We start from the raw sequence: 19315 nt of genomic DNA, 5'->3' as shown, positions 1-19315 counted from the left end.
CCACCACGGACGTCCGGGCCCCGGGTGCTCTGTCGTGCCCGCCTCCGCTGCCGGCCCCCGCTCCCGTACTGCCCCGCCGGCTGAATAGTCCGTTATGGGCCCGGAGTTGGGCCCTGGGGCCCACGACTCCGACTGCCGCCCCGCCCTAGCGTGTGCGGCAGTCGTGTCGCGTACGGGCACCGGGGGTTGGGGTCAGCATGTCGGCAGTCGGTGGGACATCCGTTGGCGGAGGGGCCGCTCCGGCGCCCGGCGGCAGGCAGCCGATGCCTCGCGCGCTGGCCCTGGCGCAGATTCTCCTGCTGGTACTGGCCGCCGCGACCGCGGTGGGCGCGCTCGGCTTGTTCGGCTCGGCGTTCGCGGTGGACGCGGTGGGCGGCGAACTCCTCGGCGTCGCGGCCTGGGCGGCCCTGCCCGGGGTGCTGGCCTGGTGGCTCTCGCGCCGGCTCCACGAAGGCGGCAACGGCCTCCGGTGGGCGCTGACCGCCCTCCAGCTCTGGCTGGTGGCCGGGGGCCTCGCGAACCTCGCCGACGGTTCGCCGCACGGCTTCACCCAGCTCCTCGTCCCCGCGACGGTCCTGATCCTGCTCTTCCGGCGGCGGAGCCGGGAGTGGTTCCTGCTGCCGCCCGGACGGCGCGCGGAGAAGCCGGAGTTCTCCTTCCCGCACCTGATCACCTGGCGGCGCGACCGGGGCCAGACCGCCCTGGAGTACCTGGGCCTGGTCCTCATCGTCGTCGCGCTCATCGGGGCGCTCACGGTCGGCGGCCTCGGCGGCCGGATCACCGACGGCCTCCAGTCCGCGATCTGCTCCCTCACCGGCTCCTCGTGCCCGGTCTCCGGCAGCGGTTCGGTGGAGGCCGGCAGCGGCACCAGCGGCGGTACGGGCGGAAGCGCCGGTACGGACGTGAGCGGTGGTACGGGCGGAAGTTCCGGTACGGACGGGAGCGCCGGCGCGAGCGGCGGTGCGGGCTCCACGGGCGAGGCCTCCTCGACCACCACCGGGGGCACCCCGGACGGCGGCACCACGACGACGGGCGGCTCCACGACGACCGGGGGTTCGTCGACCGGGGGCGGCACCACGGCCGGAGGTTCCACCGGCGGGACGGTCGGCGGCACTTCCGGCGGGACGTCCGGCAGCACCGACACGTACCCCGAGACGAGCGAGGAGCCGGAGGCCGCCTACGACACCCCGGTCCAAGCCACCGACTCTGATCCCGGCCCCGGGTCCGACTCGGGTGGCAAGGACGACGGCAAGGACTGCGGCGGCTGGGGACTCCTCGGCTGCGCCTGGGACCAGACCACCCAGGTGGTCAAGGGTGTCGCGGTCGACGGTGTCTGGGGTGACGTCACCGGCATCGTCAGCCTCGTCAAGCCCGAGACCTGGTCCGGCATCGCCGACTACGGCAAGCAGCTCGGCCACGACTGGATGCAGGACTCCAAGGACGCCTCGGGCAAGTGGGGCGACGGGGACTACCTGGGCGCGGTCTTCGACTGGGGCAAGGCCTCGGTCAACACCGTCGTCAGCGTCGGCGACACCGTGTTCGTCGGCGACGAGGTGCGCGACCGGTGGAACAACGGCGAGATGACGCGCGCCGTCACCGACGTGCTGTGGAACGTCGGCTCGCTCTTCATCCCGGGGTACGACGTCGGCAAGGTCGCCGGGAAGGTCGGCGAACTCGGCAAGATCGGCAAGGCCGCCGAAGAGGTGGCCGAGGCGGCCGGGGACGCCGGCGCGGCGGCCCGGCGGGCGGCCAAGGCAGCCGAGGCGGGCGACCTCGACGCGCTGAGCAAGGCGGCCAAGGAGGCCGACGAGGCCGCGGACAAGGCGGAGGACGCGGCGCGCAGGACCGGCTGCGTCATCGCCTCCGGACCGCCGCTCGTACGCGTCGGCGGAGACGGGGACTCCGGCGGAGGCCGGAACCCGGAGGCCGGAGGGGTCGCCGGGCCGGGCACCGGCATCCTCGCGGCGGGCTCCGGCGGCCGGATCGTCCTCGCGGACGGCGGCTGCGACACGGCCGCCAAGGAGGCGGCGGAGAAGGCCCGCGCCGACGCCCGCGCCGCCGCACTGGAGAAGAAGCGGCTGGAGGAGCCCGAGCGCGCCCGTAAGGCGGCCGAGGACCTGAAGCAGTACCCGGAGCCCCGCCACGGCGACACCTCGGACCCGCGCAACTACGAACCGGCGCCCTGGGCGAAGGACTTGAACGACCCCGAGCTGGGCTCCGCCGATCTCGGGGACGGCTACTGGGCGAGCCGCGACCGCAACCCCCAGCCCAACTGGACCAACGAGTCCTGGCTCCGCTACCAGGAGCAGGTCACCGGCACGACCCGCGGCCGGGAGTACGTCGTGCCCAGCCCCAAGGAGGGCAAGCCGGCGGTCGAGTACGACGGCTGGGACTCCAGCCGCCAGACCTTCCTGGAGGCCAAGAACGGGTACACCAGCTACCTCGCCCAGCCGGGCAGGACCGCTCTCACCTCGTCCGGCAAGGAGAAGTTCCTCGCGGAGGCCCGCGCCCAGGTGGAGGCGTCCGGAGGGCGCGCGGTCGAATGGCACTTCTCCGACCCGGACGTGGCCAAGGCCGCCCGCGCCGCCTTCCGTGAGGAGGGACTGCCGATCAAGGTGGTGCACACCGCGCAGAAGCCGATCGACAGCGCGCGGAAGCCGGGGGCGTTCGACTGAGGCCGCCCGGAGCGGGGCGTCGGGACGGTCCTCTCAAGCGTTGGCGCGGTGGAGTCCGGTGGTGTCCTGGAGGATGCCGCGCAGTCCAGTCGCCCTGTCCTCCGCGACAAGGCCGTCTCCGCGACGCGCCAGCGCCAGGTACCAGGTCCCCGGTACCAGTTCCGCGGTCTCCGCGCCGCCCGGGACGCTTCCGAGCAGCCGGAACGTCCTTCTGTCCGGTACCGCGAACCAGAAGGGCTCGAAAGCGTCGTCGACCGAAGTCTCCGGACCACTGCGGATGCGGTCGGCCTTGGCGTTCGCGTCGGCCACGATGTCCTCGGACTGGCGCTGCGCGGTCTCCACCGTCTGGCGGGCCCGGCGCTCGGCGTCCGTACGGAGCTTCTCGGCCTCCAGGCGGAGCTGCTCCGCGCGGTGCTCGATCTCCGTCAGACGCTTCTCGGCCTTGCCCTGACGGGCCGCCAGGTCGCGCTCCGACTGGTCGCGGCGCTTCGCCAGGTTGGTCTCGAAGTCCGCGGCGGCCTGGGCGGCCTTGGCACGGGTCTCCTCGAAGAGGTCGTCCGCCTCGTCGCGCCGCTGCTGGGCGTCTCGAATGGCCTGGTCCCGCAGCATCTGGGCCTGATCCGCAGCGTCCTGCAACTCCCCGAGGCGCTTCTCGGCGAGCACGGAGGCGTCGGCCATCTCCCGCCGCGCTTCCGCCACCCTCATTTCGAGTGCTTCACGCTCGGCCCCTTCCTCGACGGCGGCGATCTCCGTCTCCAGCTCGGCGCAGCGGGCCCGTGCCTGGTCGCGATCGTGCTCAGCCTGCTCGAGTTCCACCTCGAGACGGTCGATCTCCTCACGCAGTTCGTCGCACTGCTCCTCCAGATCGCGTTCCCTTCCGCGATAGACCTCGATCTCCGCCGCCGACCGCCCCCGTTCCGAGGCGGCCCGGCGCTCGATTTCACGTTTCTGCCCTTCGAGACGGCTCAGCTGGTGTTTCTGGTCGGAAACACTCAGTCGTAGGTCGCGGATCTGGAGCTCGGCCTGCTCCCGCTCGAGAATCGCGTCCTCCAGTCTGTCGCTGGCCATCTGCAACTGGTAGCGGCCCGGCTGGGTCAGGAGCGCCTCGCGATGCAGCCGGTACGCGTACGCCTGCACATCGGGGGTGAGATCGACGTCGTGAGCCTTGCAGGCGGATTTCAACAGAGCGTCGACGACGTACTTGTCGGGGATGCGCTTGCCGCTCAGGTAGCGGGACACGGAGGGCGCACTGATGTGGTGATAGGCCGCGAACTGGCGGAGCGTCTTGCCGGTCGCCTTGAACAGGCCGCGCATCGCCCTGACGAACTCGCGGACCTCGGGTGGCAGTCCGTCGGCCAGAGGGCCGAGCCCGGCAACGTCCTCCGTCTCCTCGAACGGTGTCCCGCCGCGGCCTTCCTGGTCGTGCCGGCTTCCCTCTTCCCACATGCGGCCTCCTCGTACCAGCCATCCCCCGTCGGGTCCCACTGTGACGGCCCGTCGTGGCGCCGGGACACGCATTGGCGAGGAATCTGTTGCCACCTGCGGAAACGGGCACTGTTTCCGTTCCGCAACACGCGGCGCCGACCGCAAGCTGCGAAAGGGGCTGCGGGAAGCAGCCGTTGGAAACTCTCGCTGAGGAGTCGAAGTGAACGGACCGTTGTTGTCGTTGCGCGCGGCATTCATTCTGCTGCTGGGGCTGCTTGCCGGTCTGGGAGCCGGAGTGCTGACCGCGCTGGCGGGAGCGGTTGCTGCCCAAGCGGTGCTCGCCGGGAGCGCCGCCTTCGCCGTCGCCGTACCGTTCCTCAACCGTCTCGTCGACTGAGCGGATCCGGCGCCCGCCGGTCGACGAGGCGGCCGACGAGGTGAATGTCACCACCGTCCGGGCCGGGCCGCACGCTTGCCCGGCTCGGGTTTCGGCCGTCGGGGCGCTTCACGCGCTGCCCGCGACGGTGTTCGCGGCGATCCGGAACCTCGGCGAGTGGCCGGACCGCCCCGGGGCCGAGGCGCTAGCCTGCTGACGCGAGCGGCGTCGGGCACGGCGCGACGCCTCGGAGACCGGCGACGGAGGAAGCGGATGCGGCGTGTGGTGCGGGGCTTCTGGGGCCCGCGGATGGAATCCGTCGAAGAGCTGGCCGGGCGCTGGGAGCTGACGCTCCGGCAGGTGGCCGAAGTCCTCGGGGGTGCGGTGACCGGCCCCGGCTGGGCGTGGCGGCGCGTCCGGGCGTCCGGGGCGGACGACGCCCCGCTCGCCCCGGGGCGGGAGCCGCTGGCCGAGGTGCTGCGGGAGGCGCGCGCCGCCGACGACTGGTCCGACCGGGTCGGCACCGGCCTGCGGCTGATCGCCGCCCCGGCCAACGGAGTTCGGGTGGAGATCGGCGGACTCGCGGGCGGCGCACCGGAGTTCCTGCTCCAGTCCGTGGTGGCGGCCGTCGACGCACCGGACGGCGCCGAGGTGCCCGAGGGTGAACTGCTCGCCGCCCTCGCACGCGCCTGGCAGCCGGACTTCGGCGACGTCAGCGACGACGACCTCCTCGACGCCCTGGAGGACGAGGCCGGCTACACGGTCGGCGACCCGGTCGTGGGCCGGTACAGCTACCTCTCACCCGTGCGGGCTGCCCTGGTCCCGGACGGGATCGGGGCCGCCCGGGAGGAGCTTCCCGGCGGGGGTCTCCTGCTGGCCCTCGGCGGTACGGCCGAGGTGCTCGCCGCGTACGAGGCGCTGAGCACGGCCGGGGCGCTCCGGCCGCTGCCCCGGCCGCTGGACCGGGCGGCGCTGTGAGCGTCCGCGCCGGGGAGCCCTTCGACACCGGGCGGGCCGTGGCCGAGGTGACGGCCCTGGCGGCGGGGCCCGTGCCGGCGGCGGGGCCCACCCTCGGCGAGGGCGACCCGGTGACGGGGGAGTGGCGGGCCACCACCGGGGAGGGCTTCCGGATCGTTCCGCTCTGGGAGAGCGACGGCCTCACCGGCGTGCACGGGAGCGACTGGACCGACGCGGAGGGTGCGGCCCGGCGGCAACTCGATGCACTGGTGGCCGAGTTGGACGTCCGATGGGGGCCGCACGGCCGGGTGGCGATGCACCCCGCGCTGTTCCGCCGGCAGGCGGGACTGCCCCTGCCCCCGCTCCACGCGGCACTGCTCGGCGCGGACTGCTACGGCGACCTCAGCGTCTGGGGGCCGCTGCCCGGCCGCGAGCGGTGGGTGGGCGTGAGCGTCGGCCACAGCGACGGGGACGCGCCCCTGGTGATGGTCGCGCTGGTCAGCGGGGAGCCCGTTGTCGAGGCGGACCAGGACGAGGCGGACCAGGGCGACGCGGACCAGGGCGACGCGGACCGGGGCGACGCGGACCGGGGCGACGGCTGACCGCCCGGTGCCGGTCCCAGGGACGGGCCGACCCCAGGGCCGGCCCGTCCTCGGAGCCGGGCCGTTGTCAGAGCCGGGCCGCCTTCAGCGCCATGTGCAGCAGCAGCCGGTCCTCGCCGTCGCCCAGGTCGAGCCCGGTGAGCTGCTGGACCCGGGAGAGCCGGTAGTACAGCGTCTGGCGGTGGATGCCCAGCTCGGCGGCCGTCCGGCCGGCCTGGCCCGCGAGGTCGAGGAAGGCCTCCGCCGTGCGGGCCAGCTCCGCGTGGGCCGGGGCCAGCAGTGCGGCCACCGAGGGGTCGGGGCCCGCGGGGGTGCGGGGCAGGGCGGTCAGCAGGCGGTACGGACCGATGCCGGACCACGGGGCGACCGGTCCGAACCGGGGTTCGGCCGCCGCCGCGCGGGCCGCCGACACCGCCTCGCGCCAGGCGTCGGCCAGCTCGGCCAGGCCCCGGCGCGGTACGGCGACCCCGGCGGTGGCGGCCCCGCCCGCCTCGGCGCGGAGACGGTCGGCGGCGGTGTTCGCCGGACCGGGCGCCTCCGCGGAGCGCAGCCGTACGAGCGCGGCCAGGCAGAGCGCGTCGGCCCCGGGCGAGGCCACCACGGTGAGCGCCGCCGCCGAGGGGACCGTACGCGCCGACGGGGTGTCCTCGGCCGCCCACGGGGAGACGCAGACCACCGCGTGCAGCCCGTCGGCGTCGGCGCCCAGCGCCTCCCGGAGCGCGGTCAGCGCCATGTCCCGCTGCCAGCCGCGCCCCGCCGTGAGGGCGGCGCCCAGCTCGCGCGAGAGGTCCGCGCCCGCCCGGACCTCGTCGGCGAGGAGCGCCCCGATCCGGTCCGCCACCTCCATGGCCGCGGCCAGCCGTTCGTCGGTCGGGCCCGGTTCGGCGTCCAGCAGCCATACATAGCCGAGCACCACGCCCCGGTGGCGGACCGGGAGGCAGATCCGGCTGAGGTGGACCCCGGCCTCCGGGCCCGCCGGAATACGGACCGGGCCGGTCGCCCGGGTGATGCCGAACCCCTCGAACCAGGCGCGGACCGCAGGGGTGGAGCGGCGGGTCAGGATCGACCGGGTGCGGACCGGGTCCATGGCGGTGTCGTCGTCGCTGTCGTGCACACCGAAGGCGATCAGGCCGAAGTCGCGGTTCTCCAGGGTGGCGGGGGCGCTCAGCAGCCCGGAGATCTCGTCGACGAGTTCCTGGTAGTCGCCTTTCATGCCGCCATTCTCGCATCCGTTCAGACAGATGTCTGAGGTGGTGAGCGCCGATGCGTGACAGCTGTCGATGGCACACGTTCGGTGCAATCCATAGATTTCACCGTGGTTCTCCGTGCTGTCATGGTCCGGACCGGTTCGACGGTTTCGCCCGTACCGGCCCGTACGCGCACAGCCGTGCGCAGCCACTCGTACAGCCGTCCATGCAGCCGATCATCAGTACTTTCGTGGAGGTGCCCCGTGCTGGGTCCCGTGATTCTCGCCGCGTCGCGCAGCGACCGGATGCGCCGGTTCGTCTCGGCCGCGCCGGGCACCAAGCAGGTCGTCGACCGCTTCATCGCCGGTGAGAACGTCGACCACGTCCTGCCCGTCATCCGCGAGTCCGTCGGGAAGGGCCTGGAGCTCACCCTCGACGTGGTCGGCGAGGACATCACCACGCCCGCCGAGGCCGCCGCCGCGCGCGACGCCTACCTTGAGCTGATCGGCCGCCTGAAGGACCTGGACCTCGGCGCCAAGGCCGAGATGTCCGTCAAGCTCTCCATGTTCGGCCAAGCCCTCGAAGACGGCCACGAGCTGGCCCTCGCGAACGTCCGCCCGGTCGTCGAGGCCGCCGCCGCCATCGGCACCACGGTCACCCTGGACGCCGAGGACCACACCACCCTCGACTCGATGTTCACCATCCACGAGGAGCTGCGGAAGGACTTCCCGCAGACCGGCTGCGTGATCCAGGCGTACCTGTTCCGCACCGAGGACGACGCCCGTCGGCTCGCCGCCGCGGGCAGCCGCGTGCGTATCGTGAAGGGTGCGTACAAGGAGCCCGCCTCCGTCGCGTACCAGGACAAGGCCGAGATCGACAAGGCGTACGTCCGCATCATGAAGATCCTCATGGAGGGCGACGGCTACCCGATGATCGGGTCGCACGACCCGCGTCTCGTCGCCATCGCCCAGGAACTCGGCCGCCAGGCCGGCCGCAAGCTGGACGAGTACGAGTTCCAGATGCTCTACGGCATCCGCAGCGACGAGCACGTCCGCCTCGCCGCGGAGGGCCACCGCATGCGCGTCTACACCGCGTACGGCACCGACTGGTACGGCTACTTCATGCGCCGCCTCGCGGAGAAGCCGGCCAACCTCCTCTTCTTCGCGCGCTCCATCCTCACCAAGGGCTGAGTCCGGCTCCCACCCCCCACCCCGACGAACCAAGGAGACAAGGCACTCATGGATGCTGTCACCCAGGTCCCCGCGCCGGTCAACGAGCCGGTCCACTCCTACGCCCCGGGTACCCCCGAGCGCGCCCGCCTGGAGGCGAAGCTCAAGGAGCTCGGCGAGAACCCGATCGACCTCCCGATGACCATCGGTGGCGAGAAGCGGATGGGCGGCGGCGCCCGCGTCGACGTCGTGCAGCCGCACAACCACCGCGCCGTCATCGGTACCTTCGCCGGTGCCACCGAGCAGGACGCCCAGGACGCGATCGACGCCGCGCTCGCCGCCGCCCCGGCCTGGCGCGCGATGGCCTTCGACGACCGCGCCGCGATCATCCTGCGCGCCGCCGAGCTGCTCTCCGGCCCGTGGCGCGAGACGATGGCCGCCTCCACGATGCTCGGCCAGGGCAAGACCGCCCAGCAGGCCGAGATCGACACCCCCTGCGAGCTCGTCGACTTCTGGCGCTTCAACGTGCACTACGCGCGCCAGATCCTCGCCGAGCAGCCGCCGGCCAACTCCACCGGCGTGTGGAACCGCATGGACCACCGCCCGCTGGAGGGCTTCGTCTACGCGATCACGCCCTTCAACTTCACCGCCATCGCGGGCAACCTGCCGACCGCTCCGGCGCTCATGGGCAACGTCGTCGTGTGGAAGCCGTCCCCGACGCAGACCCACGCCGCCGTGCTGCTGATGCAGCTACTGGAAGAGGCCGGACTGCCCAAGGGCGTCATCAACCTGGTGACCGGCGACGGCATCGCCGTCTCCGAGGTCGCGCTCAACCACCGCGACCTGGCCGGCATCCACTTCACCGGCTCGACCCCCACCTTCCAGCACCTGTGGAAGACGGTCGGCACCAACATCGCCAACTACCGCACGTACCCGCGGCTCGTCGGAGAGACCGGTGGCAAGGACTTCGTCGTCGCCCACCCGTCGGCCGACCAGGCCGTGCTGAAGACCGCGCTGACCCGCGGCTCCTTCGAATACCAGGGCCAGAAGTGCTCCGCGTCCTCGCGTGCGTACGTCCCGGCCTCCATCTGGAACTCCGGCTTCAAGGAGAAGTTCGCGGCCGAGGTCGACGCCATCACCATGGGCGACGTCACCGACCTGTCGAACTTCATGGGCGCCGTCATCGACGACCGCTCGTTCGCCAAGAACAAGGCCGCCATCGACCGAGCCGCCGCCGACCCGGCGTGCACGATTGTCGCGGGCGGCACCTACGACGACTCGGTGGGCTACTTCGTCCGCCCGACCGTCATCGAGTGCACCGACCCGGAGAACGAGGTCTTCACGACCGAGTACTTCGGCCCGATCCTCGCCGTGCACGTGTACGAGGACGACCAGTACGACGCGATGCTGGACCAGATGGAGTCGGTCTCCGACTACGCCCTGACCGGTTCCGTCATCGCCAACGACCGCGCCGCCGCGGCCCACACGATGGAGAAGCTCCGCTACGCGGCGGGCAACTTCTACATCAACGACAAGTCGACCGGTGCCGTCGTCGGCCAGCAGCCCTTCGGTGGCGGCCGCGCCTCCGGCACCAACGACAAGGCCGGTGCCCCGCAGAACCTCCAGCGCTGGACACTGACCCGCGCCATCAAGGAGACGCTGGTCCCGCCGACCGAGTACACCTACCCCCACCAGGGCTGACGCCCCCGGGGCGCCGCATACCGGCGCCCCGCCCAGAACCCCGCCCCTGTCCGGCACCCCCCCTGCCGGACGGGGGCGGCCTGCTTTCACCGGCCGTGCGGGGGCCGGCGGTGTGAGGGTCCGGCCGAGCGCGGGTCCGGCCGTGCGTGGCCCGTCCGGGCAAGGGTCCGGACGCCACCGCACCCCCCGGCCGTGAGCGGCCGGGGGGTGCGGTGGCGGATGTACGGGTACGGCCCGCGGCCTCAGCCGCGCCGCTCGGGCGCCGCGCTCCAGGTGTCGGGCTTCCAGACGCCGGAGCGGCGCAGGGACGCGGGGCAGTGCCGGAATATCTCGTCGATCTCGACGACCATGGCCAGCTGCGGCCGGGTGCCCTTCGCGTCCGCCAGCCCGTCGAAGAACGGCGCGTCCCGCAGGACCCGGGCGCGGCCGTTGACGCGGAGCACGTCCATCACGCCGGGGATGAAGTAGAGCAGGCCGACGTGCGGGTTCTGCAGGATGTTGCGGAAGCCGTCGGAGCGGCGGTTGCCCGGGAGGTCCGGCAGCGCGAGGGTGCGCTCGTCCAGGACCAGCGTGAAGCCGGGCTCCCCGCCCTTCGGCGAGGCGTCGCAGTTGCCCGCCGCGTCCGAGGTGGCGACCGTGCACAACGGGGACTGGCCGATGAGCCTCAGGTCCTCCTCCGTCAGCCGGTCGTGGACCTTCTCGATGACGATCGGGTGCGGGGCGCCGAGGAGTTCGGTCAGCTCCCCGGGGGCGGCGAGCTCGACCCAGCCGTCGCGGTCGAGCGGGGCGACGGTGGCGGGCGGGACGGCGACGGCGGAGAGCGGGGCGGCGGCTGGCTGGACGGCGGCGGGCGCTGCGATGAGGCTCAAGACGACTTCCTGGCAGGTGACCTGGCGGTACGCACGGGCGGAGGTCGCCCTCGCCGGCACGCTTGGGTGGCCGGATCCGGACGGTCGGGCCCCGGGCCATTTCGCCCCGGACCGGTTTTTTCCGTACACCCTTACGATGTTAGGGTCACCTTACTGTAGGCCCTCGGGTGATCTCCTCGCGGGCATTCCCCCTGCGTGAACCGGATACCGGCTTTACGCGGAGCCGTTGAGGAGCGAACGATGCCGGACGCGATACCGGCCACCGCGACAGGTGCCCGGTGAACCCGGCCTCCGCCACCCTGCCGACGGCGCGCACCGCACCGCAGGCCGGTGGTGTCCGCCGCAAGGGCTCGCGCCCCGCACTCGCCGCCGGCCTCGTGGCCGGGCTGGTGGTCCTCGTGCTGATCGCCGCGGTCAGCCTCGCCGTCGGATCGGGGCACGTCCCCCTCGCCGACGTGTGGCACGGCCTGGTCAGCCCCGACGACGCCCGGCGCACCGACGTCATCGTCCAAACGGTCCGCATCCCGCGCACCTGCGCCGGAATCCTCGCCGGGGTCGCCCTCGGCCTCGCCGGAGCGCTCATGCAGGGCGTCACCCGCAACCCCCTGGCCGACCCGGGCCTGCTCGGCGTCAACGCCGGAGCGTCCGTCTCCGTGGTCCTCGCCATGGGCGTCCTCGGGCTCACCGCCCCCGGGCAGTACATCTGGTTCGGCTTCGGCGGCGCGCTGCTCGCCGCCCTCTTCGTCTACGGTGTCGGCTCGATCGGCAGGGAGGGCGCCACCCCGGTCAAACTGGCGCTCGCCGGAGCCGCGACCACCGCGTTCCTCGGCTCGCTCACCACCGCGCTGCTGCTGACGGACAGCAAGACCTTCGACCAGTTCCGCTTCTGGCAGGTCGGCTCGCTCTCCGGACGGGAGACCGACGCGCTCTGGCAGGTGCTGCCGTTCATCGTGGCCGGCTCCCTCCTCGCCCTCGCCCTCGGCCCCCAGCTCAACGCCCTGGCCCTCGGCGACGACGTGGCCCGCGGCCTCGGCCAGCGGGTGGGCCTGGCCCGCGCCGCCGCCGCCCTCGCCGTGGTCCTGCTCTGCGGCGCGGCCACCGCGATCGCCGGACCCATCGGGTTCGTCGGGCTGGTCGTCCCGCACGCCGCCCGGCTCATCACCGGCCCCGACAACCGCTGGGTCCTCGCCTACAGCGCGGTCCTCGCCCCCATCCTGCTGCTCGTCGCCGACATCGCCGGCCGCCTGGTCGCCCGCCCCGCCGAGGTGCAGGTCGGCATCGTCACCGCCGTCATCGGGTGCATCCCCTTCGTGATCCTGGTGCGCCGCAGGAAGCTGGTGGAACTGTGACCGCCCCCGCAGCCCCTCCCGGTGGGACCGTCCCCGGCTCCTCCGCCGCCGTACGCGAGGTCGTCCGGGTCCGCCGCAACGGCCGCGCCCGCTACCTCCTGGTCTGCGTGGTCCTCGCCGTCGCCACTGTCGCCGTCCTGTGCGGTTCGCTGGCGTACGGGGACATGGCGGTACCGCTCTCCGACGTGTTCGCCGCCCTCACCGGGCGCGCCGACGCCGCCACCTGGTTCATCGTCGGCGAGCTGCGGATGCCCCGCGCCCTGATGGCCGTCCTGGTCGGGATCGCCTTCGGGCTCTCCGGCGCGGTCTTCCAGAGCCTGCTGCGCAACCCGCTGGCCAGCCCCGACGTCATCGGCATCAGCTCGGGCGCCTCCGTCGCCGCTGTGCTCGCCTCCTCGCTCTTCGCCGTCAGCGGAGTGCTGCTCTCCGTGTTCGCCCTGGTCGGAGCCCTGCTCACCGCCGCGCTGATCTACGCGCTCGCCTGGCGGCGCGGAGTGAGCGGCGCCCGGCTCGTCCTCGTCGGCATCGGGATCGGCGCGGGGCTGTCCAGCGTGGTCTCGTACCTGATGACCCGCTCCGAGGTCACCGAGGCGCAGTCGGCGCTGCTCTGGCTCACCGGCAGCCTCAACGGCCGCTCCTGGGACCTGCTGCAACCCCTGGCCTGGGCGCTCGTGGTGCTGTTGCCGCTGCTGTTCCTGGCCGCCCGGCAGCTGCCCGTACTCCAGCTCGGCGACGACACCGCCGCCGGACTGGGCGCCCGCACCGAGCGGGGCAGGCTCCAGCTGCTCTGCTGCGCCGTCGCGCTGGCCGGGGTGGCGACCGCCGCCGCCGGACCGGTCGGGTTCGTCGCCTTCGTCTCCGCGCCCGTCGCCCGCCGGCTGGCCCCTGGGCGCGGCGCCTCGCTGGTCGCCTCCGGGCTGACAGGGGCGCTGCTGGTGCTGGTCGCCGACTTCGCCGCACAGCACGTGCTGGACCTCGTCGACCTGCCGATGGGCGCCTCCGGGCAGCTCCCCGTGGGCGTCGTCACCAGCATGATCGGCGCCCCCTACCTGATGTGGCTGCTGATCCGCGCCAACCGTTCGGGACAGGGCGGATGACCCGCCCGCGTCCGGCCTCGCACGCAGAACCGGCAAGGGCCGGCAACGACCAGAAGAAGGGGAGTGCCGCGTGAGCGCGGAACACAGCCTGGGAGCGCGCGGACTGCGCCTCGGATACGGCAGCCGGGACATCGTCAAGGACCTCGACATCGACATCCCGCCGGGCGGCGTGACGATGATCGTGGGCCCCAACGCCTGCGGCAAGTCCACCCTGCTGCGCTCCCTCGCCCGGCTGCTCGCCCCTTCGGCGGGCACCGTCCTGCTGGACGGCAAGGACATCCGGTCCATGCCGACCAAGGCGGTCGCCGGGATCCTCGGCATCCTCCCGCAGACCCCGGTGGCCCCCGAGGGCATCACCGTCGCCGACCTGGTCGGCCGCGGCCGCTACCCGCGCCAGGGCTGGCTGCGCTCCTGGACCGCCGAGGACGACGCGGCGGTGGCCGAGGCGCTCGTCGCCACCGACGTGCTGGAACTCGCCGAGCGCCCGGTCGACGAGCTCTCCGGCGGCCAGCGTCAGCGCGTCTGGATCGCCATGGCGATCGCCCAGCACACCGACGTACTGCTGCTCGACGAGCCGACCACCTATCTCGACATCAGCCACCAGCTGGACGTCCTCGACCTGCTCACCGACATCAACCGGGAGCGCGGGGTGACCATGGTCGCCGTGCTGCACGACCTGAACCTCGCCTGCCGGTACGCCGACCACCTGGTCGCGATGAAGGACGGCCGGATCGTCGCCGAGGGCCGCCCCACCGAGATCGTCACAGGGGAACTGGTCACCGAGGTCTTCGGGATGCGCTGCTCGGTCGTCCCCGACCCGGCCTCCGGCACCCCGATGATCGTTCCGATCGGCCGCCACCACGTGCCGGAAGCGGCACGCGAGGACGTGGCCGCCGCCTGAGGTGTGCTTCGGTGTCGAGGTGGGGCCAACTCGGCCCGAAACGCCGGGAATTGTACGTTCCGGACCCCCCACGCGAGAAGCGTATAAGGTTAGGCTAACCTCATGGGCATGAAGAACGTGCGTCTCCGGAACCCTCTCGCCCGTCGTTCCGGCACCCCCACCCGGTCCCGCGCCTCCCTCGGCCTGCTGGCGCTTCCGCTCGCCGCCGTGCTGATCGGCGCGACCGGCTGCTCCTCCGACGACTCCGGCGACTCCGCCAAGGACACGTCGGCCACCGCCTCCGCCTCTGCCGGTGCCTTCCCGGTGTCCGTCGACACCAAGTTCGGCTCCATCACGGTGAAGGAGCAGCCCAAGCGGGTCGTCGCACTCGGCTGGGGCGACGCGGAGACCGCGCTCGCCCTCGGCGTCCAGCCCGTCGGCGAGAGCGACTGGCTGGCCTTCGGCGGCGACGGTGTCGGCCCGTGGGCCAAGGGCCTCTACACCAAGAGCCCCGAGAAGATCGGCACCATGGAGCCGGAGTACGAGAAGATCGCGGCCCTCAAGCCCGACCTCATCCTCGACACCAAGTCCAGCGGTGACCAGACGCGCTACGACACCCTCAGCAAGATCGCCCCGGTCATCGGCGTCCCGAAGGGTGGCGACCAGTACAAGCTGTCCTGGGAGCAGCAGACCCGGATGGTCTCCACCGCTCTCGGCAAGAAGGCCGAGGGCGACAAGCTGATCCAGGGCGTCGAGGACAAGTTCACCGCTGCGGCGAAGGCCCACCCCGAGTTCAAGGACAAGACGGTCACCCTCGCCTCGAAGACCTCGGTCGGCTGGGGTGCGTACGTCTCGGGCACCGGTCGCGTCGACTTCATCGAGCGGCTCGGCTTCAAGAACAACCCGGTCATCGAGAAGCAGGCCGGCGACGCGTTCTCGGTCAGCGTCTCCGAGGAGAACCTCGACCAGTTCGACGCCGACCTGGTCGTCACCGCGCCCATCGGTCTCAAGCCCGCGCAGGTCACCTCCAACGCGCTGTACAAGAAGATCCCCGCGGTCGCCGAGGGCCACGCGATGGTCTTCGACCAGGGCGGTCTGAGCCAGGCGTTCGCCACCGACTCGATCCTCTCGACCACCTACGCGATCGACCACGTCGTGCCGGAGTTCGCGAAGTACGTCAAGAAGTAGGCGGTACCCCGCCAGGGCGCGTCGTCGAACCGCGTCGCCCGGCACACAGCAGTCGGAAGAAGCACCCCAGGTCTCCGGGCCGGTGGGACGGGCGCACGGTCGCGCCCGTCCCACCGGCCCGGTCCGTTTTCGATCAGTTCTGTTTTTGATCAATACGGACATGTCCCTCGAAGACGCACCCACCGGTGTGAGTGGCTCCCCGCCCGCCCGGACAGCCCGAGCCGACCGCTGCACCGTCCCTGATCAGGCGCGACGCCCTCCGGTGCGGGTGCCGACGCGGGCATCGGCGCGGAAACCGGAGAACGCGGCCGTCTCAGATAGTAGGAAGTCCGAGTAATTGTGGGGACAGAGCGGCCGAGGTGTCCTAGCGTTGTAGGAGCCGAACGATTCGCTTCTACCAGCGACTGGTGGTGAGCGGGTTCGCCCGATGCAGGCCATCCCTGCGGCGCCCCTCCCGCACCTTCCGGCATTCCCACCCGGTTCCGTCGTACCCGGCGGCAGTTCACCGCCCGCCGCCGTACCCCTGGAGCACGGCCCGGCCCCCGTGCGCGATTCCGCGCGACCGGCGCTGTCCGTGAGCCGTGGAGCACTTGAGCCGTACAACCGTGATTCGTACGACCCGTGATGTCCGTGTCACCCGTGATTCCCAGGAGGCGTTCCCCCATGGCAGAGACCACCGTCCGCCGTCGCGTCCGTCACACTCCCCGCCCCACCGAAGCCGAGCGCAAGAACGCCGCCGCGGCCCTCCAGCGCGCCCTGGACCGCCGCGACAACGGCGGGGCCACCGGCCACTGAACCCGCTGAGGCCCGGGGGTCCCGTCGCGTCTCCCGTCCTGCGGCGGACGGAGGACGGGCGAAGGCCCCCGGGCCCGCGCCGACCCCGGCGGGTCAGCCGCGGCTGACCTCGAAGTGGTCGATGCGCTCGCCCGACTCGGCGAGCGCGGTGACCTTCATCCTCGGGTGGGCGCCGACCGAGATCTCGACCGCGAGGAACGAGTAGCCGGTGTACCGCACGCGGGACCACTCCACGGTCTCCGCCGCGTGGACGCCGCCCTTGGCCACGTAGTACGTGTCCACGCTCTCCTGGTCGTGGACGTGGCCCTCGTAGGTGTCGGGGGCCGGGAAGTTGTAGAGCGACTTGCCCGCGCCGCCGGCCGTGACGTACACGATGCCGTCGCGGGTCGGGTCCGTGCGCTCGCCGATCGGCACCTTGCGGGAGACGGCGTTCTTGCGGATCGCGTCCGTGCGCTCGTACACGTGGTTGTGGCCGTTGATCACCAGGTCCACCTGGTGCTTCTCGAACAGCGGCACCCACGCCTCGCGGACCCCGCCCTCGGAGGCGTGCGCGTTGGTGGTCGAGAAGGCGCAGTGGTGGAAGAAGACCACCACGAAGTCGACGTCCTTGCGGGCGCGCAGCTCGCCGAGGCGGCGGTCCAGCCACTTCGTCTGCTTGCCGCCGCTGATGCCGAGGTTCGCCGGGATCTCGTTCGAGACGTCGTTGGCGTCCAGGGCGACGACGGCCACGTTGCCGTGGACGAACGAGTACACGCCCGGCTGGCCGACCGGGTCGGGGCCGTTGTCCGGCAGGGTCCAGCGGGCGTTCTGGCCGCCGTAGCCGTCGGGGGAGTACCAGGCCTCCATGTCGTGGTTGCCGGTCGTCACCATCCACGGCACCGTCTTCGCGACGGTCTCCGTCTGGGCGAGGAACTGGTCCCAGGTGCGCGCGTCGTAGACGTCGGTCTCCTGGCCGGAACCCGAGGGGTCGGCGTAGCAGATGTCGCCCGCGTGCAGGTGGAAGGCCGGGTTCTGGCCGAGCAGCAGCTGGTCGTTGCCGAGGGCGTGGTAGCTGACGCCCTGGTCGCCGAAGGCCGTGAAGGTGAAGTTCTCGGCGCGCGAGGGCGCGGTGGTGAACGTACCGAGCGAGCCCAGGTTGCGGGTGTCGGCCGGGTCGAAGCCGTCGTGGCCGACACCGTAGTAGTACGTCGTGCCGGGCTGCAGGCGCTCCAGACCCGCGTGCACGTAGAACTGCTCGGCGGCGGCGATCGCGCCGTTGTTCAGCGTCGGCGTCGTGAGGTGGCGCACCTCGGCGTCGATGCGGCGGCTCAGCGACCACGGCTTGAGACCGATGCGGATGTACGGGCGCTTCACGGCGAACGGGACCTGCCACGAGACGTTCATCTGCGTCTTCGGGTCGGCGCCGTAGGCGAGGTGACGGCCGAACGGCGCCACCAGCGAGCCGTCCACCCGCGTGGTCGAGCGCGAGGTGAGCACCGTCGGAGCTGCCTTGGAGGAGGAGTGCGCGGCGGCCGGTGAGGCGGTGAGGAGGCCGGTGCCCAGGCCCGCGCCGGTGACGGCGGCGGTCGCCACGCTCGTACGCAGCACGCCGCGGCGCGTCAGCTTGGTGCGGAGGTACTCGTGCTGCTCCGCCATGCTCATGCGGGCGGCGAGCTTCTCGGGGATTCCGAAGCGAGGGATGTCCATGGCCAGAACATCTACTTCCGGAGTGACCCGATCCCGTCCGCGAGGTGAACGGCACGCGTACAGCTCACCATGTGTCCGTATAGTGGACGGCCGGTGTCATGGGGTGGGACGCAGGGCTAAGGTGCGGTCATGTCTCGCAGCATCAATCTCGCAGTGATCCCCGGTGACGGAATCGGCCAGGAAGTCGTTGCCCAGGGCCTGAAGGTCCTCAACGCCGTCCTCCCGCAGGACGTGAAGCTGGAGACCAAGGAGTACGACCTTGGCGCCCAGCGCTGGCACCGCACGGGTGAAACCCTCCCCGACGCGGAGCTCGACTCCCTCAAGGGCCACGACGCCATCCTGCTCGGTGCGATCGGTGACCCCTCGGTCCCGTCCGGCGTGCTGGAGCGCGGGCTCCTGCTGAAGCTGCGCTTCGCCTTCGACCACTTCATCAACCTGCGGCCGTCGAAGCTCTTCCCGAACACCGCCACCCCGCTGGCCGGCCGCCCCGACATCGACTTCGTCGTCGTCCGCGAGGGCACCGAGGGCCCGTACACCGGCAACGGCGGCTCGCTGCGCACCGGCACCCCCGCCGAGGTCGCCACCGAGGTCAGCGTCAACACCGCGTACGGTGTCGAGCGCGTGATCCGCGACGCCTTCGACCGCGCCGCCGCCCGCCCCCGCAAGAAGCTGACGCTGGTCCACAAGAACAACGTCCTCGTCTACGCCGGGCACCTGTGGAAGAACACCTTCGACAAGGTCGCGGCCGAGTACCCCCAGGTCACCACCGACTACCTGCACGTCGACGCGGCGACGATCTTCTTCGTCACGCAGCCGCAGCGCTTCGACGTCATCGTCACCGACAACCTCTTCGGCGACATCCTCACCGACCTCGCCGCCGCCGTCACCGGTGGCATCGGCCTGGCCGCCTCCGGCAACATCAACCCGACCGGCGCCTTCCCGTCGATGTTCGAGCCCGTCCACGGCTCGGCCCCCGACATCGCCGGCCAGGGCAAGGCCGACCCCACGGCCACGATCCTCTCCGTCGCCCTTCTGCTGCGCCACCTCGGCTACGAGTCCGAGGCCGCGCGCATCGAGACGGCCGTCTCCGCCGACCTCGCGGAGCGCGACGGGATCACCCGCACCACCGATGAGATCGGCGACGCGCTCGCGGTACGGGTAGCGGGCTGACCCGACGACTCACCAAGAAGCCGCCGGGTCGCGTAAGCACCCGGCGGCTTCCGCATGCGCGGCCCCGGGTGCCCCCACCGACCCAGGGACCGTGAACCACGTCATTTCGTGCCCGGCCGCCCACGAGCGATAATCGGACGTGGGGCCGCAGCTCGCGGCAATGTTCGGACATCCTCGCGCTTGTTCGCA

15 protein-coding genes and 1 pseudogene are annotated in these 19315 nt (G+C 72.2%); 12 read left to right on the top strand and 4 right to left on the bottom strand.

Annotated elements, in window-relative coordinates; translation table 11 throughout:
* Positions 1–263 precede the first annotated feature (263 nt).
* The gene (locus tag ACWCSV_RS06000) at positions 264–2675 is read left to right on the top strand and encodes a Tox-REase-5 domain-containing protein (protein WP_451138915.1); all 2412 of its coding nucleotides are present in this window, start codon (positions 264–266) and stop codon (positions 2673–2675) included.
* Between the two features lie 261 nt (positions 2676–2936).
* Here ACWCSV_RS06000 and ACWCSV_RS05995 read toward each other — a convergent pair.
* Positions 2937–3512, bottom strand: a pseudogene (locus tag ACWCSV_RS05995) (cellulose-binding protein); the annotation flags it as partial.
* A gap of 808 nt (positions 3513–4320) precedes the next feature.
* Here ACWCSV_RS05995 and ACWCSV_RS05990 point away from each other — a divergent pair.
* The 3 genes from ACWCSV_RS05990 (at position 4321) to ACWCSV_RS05980 (ending at position 6035) form a co-directional block, all read left to right on the top strand.
* A complete protein-coding gene (locus tag ACWCSV_RS05990) occupies positions 4321–4497 on the top strand; it encodes a hypothetical protein (protein ID WP_451138913.1) in 177 nt (58 codons plus the stop codon).
* A 252-nt stretch (positions 4498–4749) separates the two neighbouring features.
* On the top strand, positions 4750–5454 hold the full coding sequence (locus tag ACWCSV_RS05985) for a hypothetical protein (RefSeq protein ID WP_451138911.1): 705 nt from the start codon (positions 4750–4752) through the stop codon (positions 5452–5454).
* Complete coding sequence (locus ACWCSV_RS05980) at positions 5451–6035, top strand: hypothetical protein (protein WP_451138909.1); 585 nt, start codon at positions 5451–5453, stop codon at positions 6033–6035. Before ACWCSV_RS05985 ends, ACWCSV_RS05980 begins: the two co-directional genes overlap by 4 nt.
* 67 nt (positions 6036–6102) lie before the next feature.
* Here ACWCSV_RS05980 and ACWCSV_RS05975 read toward each other — a convergent pair whose 3' ends face one another.
* Positions 6103–7248, bottom strand: a complete 1146-nt coding sequence (locus ACWCSV_RS05975) for a PucR family transcriptional regulator (RefSeq protein WP_451138907.1) — start codon at positions 7246–7248, stop codon at positions 6103–6105.
* A 237-nt stretch (positions 7249–7485) separates the two neighbouring features.
* Here ACWCSV_RS05975 and ACWCSV_RS05970 point away from each other — a divergent pair, with 237 nt between their 5' ends.
* Together ACWCSV_RS05970 and pruA are read left to right on the top strand one after the other, a co-directional pair.
* The gene (locus ACWCSV_RS05970) at positions 7486–8412 is read left to right on the top strand and encodes a proline dehydrogenase family protein (RefSeq protein ID WP_451138905.1); all 927 of its coding nucleotides are present in this window, start codon (positions 7486–7488) and stop codon (positions 8410–8412) included.
* A gap of 48 nt (positions 8413–8460) precedes the next feature.
* Entirely contained in the window at positions 8461–10092 is a 1632-nt protein-coding gene (gene pruA / locus ACWCSV_RS05965) for an L-glutamate gamma-semialdehyde dehydrogenase (RefSeq protein WP_451138903.1), read from the top strand.
* Between the two features lie 242 nt (positions 10093–10334).
* Here pruA and ACWCSV_RS05960 read toward each other — a convergent pair whose 3' ends face one another.
* Positions 10335–10961 (bottom strand): MSMEG_1061 family FMN-dependent PPOX-type flavoprotein, encoded by a 627-nt coding sequence (locus ACWCSV_RS05960; RefSeq protein WP_451138901.1) that lies wholly within the window; start codon positions 10959–10961, stop codon positions 10335–10337.
* A gap of 278 nt (positions 10962–11239) precedes the next feature.
* Here ACWCSV_RS05960 and ACWCSV_RS05955 point away from each other — a divergent pair, with 278 nt between their 5' ends.
* The 5 genes from ACWCSV_RS05955 (at position 11240) to ACWCSV_RS05935 (ending at position 16270) form a co-directional block, all read left to right on the top strand.
* A complete protein-coding gene (locus tag ACWCSV_RS05955; RefSeq protein ID WP_451138899.1) occupies positions 11240–12310 on the top strand; it encodes a FecCD family ABC transporter permease in 1071 nt (356 codons plus the stop codon).
* Positions 12307–13407, top strand: a complete 1101-nt coding sequence (locus ACWCSV_RS05950) for a FecCD family ABC transporter permease (protein ID WP_451138897.1) — start codon at positions 12307–12309, stop codon at positions 13405–13407. The genes ACWCSV_RS05955 and ACWCSV_RS05950 overlap by 4 nt, the downstream gene beginning before the upstream one ends.
* A 70-nt stretch (positions 13408–13477) precedes the next feature.
* Entirely contained in the window at positions 13478–14308 is an 831-nt protein-coding gene (locus ACWCSV_RS05945) for an ABC transporter ATP-binding protein (protein ID WP_451138895.1), read from the top strand.
* Positions 14309–14410: 102 nt separating this feature from the next.
* Entirely contained in the window at positions 14411–15475 is a 1065-nt protein-coding gene (locus ACWCSV_RS05940) for an iron-siderophore ABC transporter substrate-binding protein (RefSeq protein WP_451138893.1), read from the top strand.
* 663 nt (positions 15476–16138) lie between these two features.
* Positions 16139–16270 (top strand): hypothetical protein, encoded by a 132-nt coding sequence (locus ACWCSV_RS05935; RefSeq protein WP_390962475.1) that lies wholly within the window; start codon positions 16139–16141, stop codon positions 16268–16270.
* A gap of 93 nt (positions 16271–16363) precedes the next feature.
* Here the strand turns inward: ACWCSV_RS05935 and ACWCSV_RS05930 are convergent, their stop codons facing one another.
* Entirely contained in the window at positions 16364–17956 is a 1593-nt protein-coding gene (locus ACWCSV_RS05930) for a purple acid phosphatase family protein (RefSeq protein WP_451138891.1), read from the bottom strand.
* Between the two features lie 129 nt (positions 17957–18085).
* Between ACWCSV_RS05930 and ACWCSV_RS05925 the strand changes: the two genes are divergently transcribed.
* Complete coding sequence (locus tag ACWCSV_RS05925; RefSeq protein WP_451138889.1) at positions 18086–19126, top strand: 3-isopropylmalate dehydrogenase; 1041 nt, start codon at positions 18086–18088, stop codon at positions 19124–19126.
* The last annotated feature ends 189 nt before the right edge of the window (positions 19127–19315 follow it).

It is taken from the genome of Streptomyces sp. NPDC001770, from assembly GCF_053596135.1.
The sequence above is the reverse complement of the archived record's forward strand: the minus strand, read 5'-3'. Positions and strand labels throughout refer to the sequence as shown.

Excerpts from the sequence above, each read along its gene's own strand:
- ACWCSV_RS06000 (WP_451138915.1), top strand. The coding sequence starts at position 264 with ATGCCTCGCGCGCTGGCCCTGGCGCAGATTCTCCTGCTGGTACTGGCC.
- ACWCSV_RS05985 (WP_451138911.1), top strand. The coding sequence starts at position 4,750 with ATGCGGCGTGTGGTGCGGGGCTTCTGGGGCCCGCGGATGGAATCCGTC.
- ACWCSV_RS05975 (WP_451138907.1), bottom strand. The coding sequence starts at position 7,248 with ATGAAAGGCGACTACCAGGAACTCGTCGACGAGATCTCCGGGCTGCTG.
- pruA (WP_451138903.1), top strand. The coding sequence starts at position 8,461 with ATGGATGCTGTCACCCAGGTCCCCGCGCCGGTCAACGAGCCGGTCCAC.
- ACWCSV_RS05940 (WP_451138893.1), top strand. The coding sequence starts at position 14,411 with ATGGGCATGAAGAACGTGCGTCTCCGGAACCCTCTCGCCCGTCGTTCC.
- ACWCSV_RS05935 (WP_390962475.1), top strand. The coding sequence starts at position 16,139 with ATGGCAGAGACCACCGTCCGCCGTCGCGTCCGTCACACTCCCCGCCCC.
- ACWCSV_RS05930 (WP_451138891.1), bottom strand. The coding sequence starts at position 17,956 with ATGGACATCCCTCGCTTCGGAATCCCCGAGAAGCTCGCCGCCCGCATG.
- ACWCSV_RS05925 (WP_451138889.1), top strand. The coding sequence starts at position 18,086 with ATGTCTCGCAGCATCAATCTCGCAGTGATCCCCGGTGACGGAATCGGC.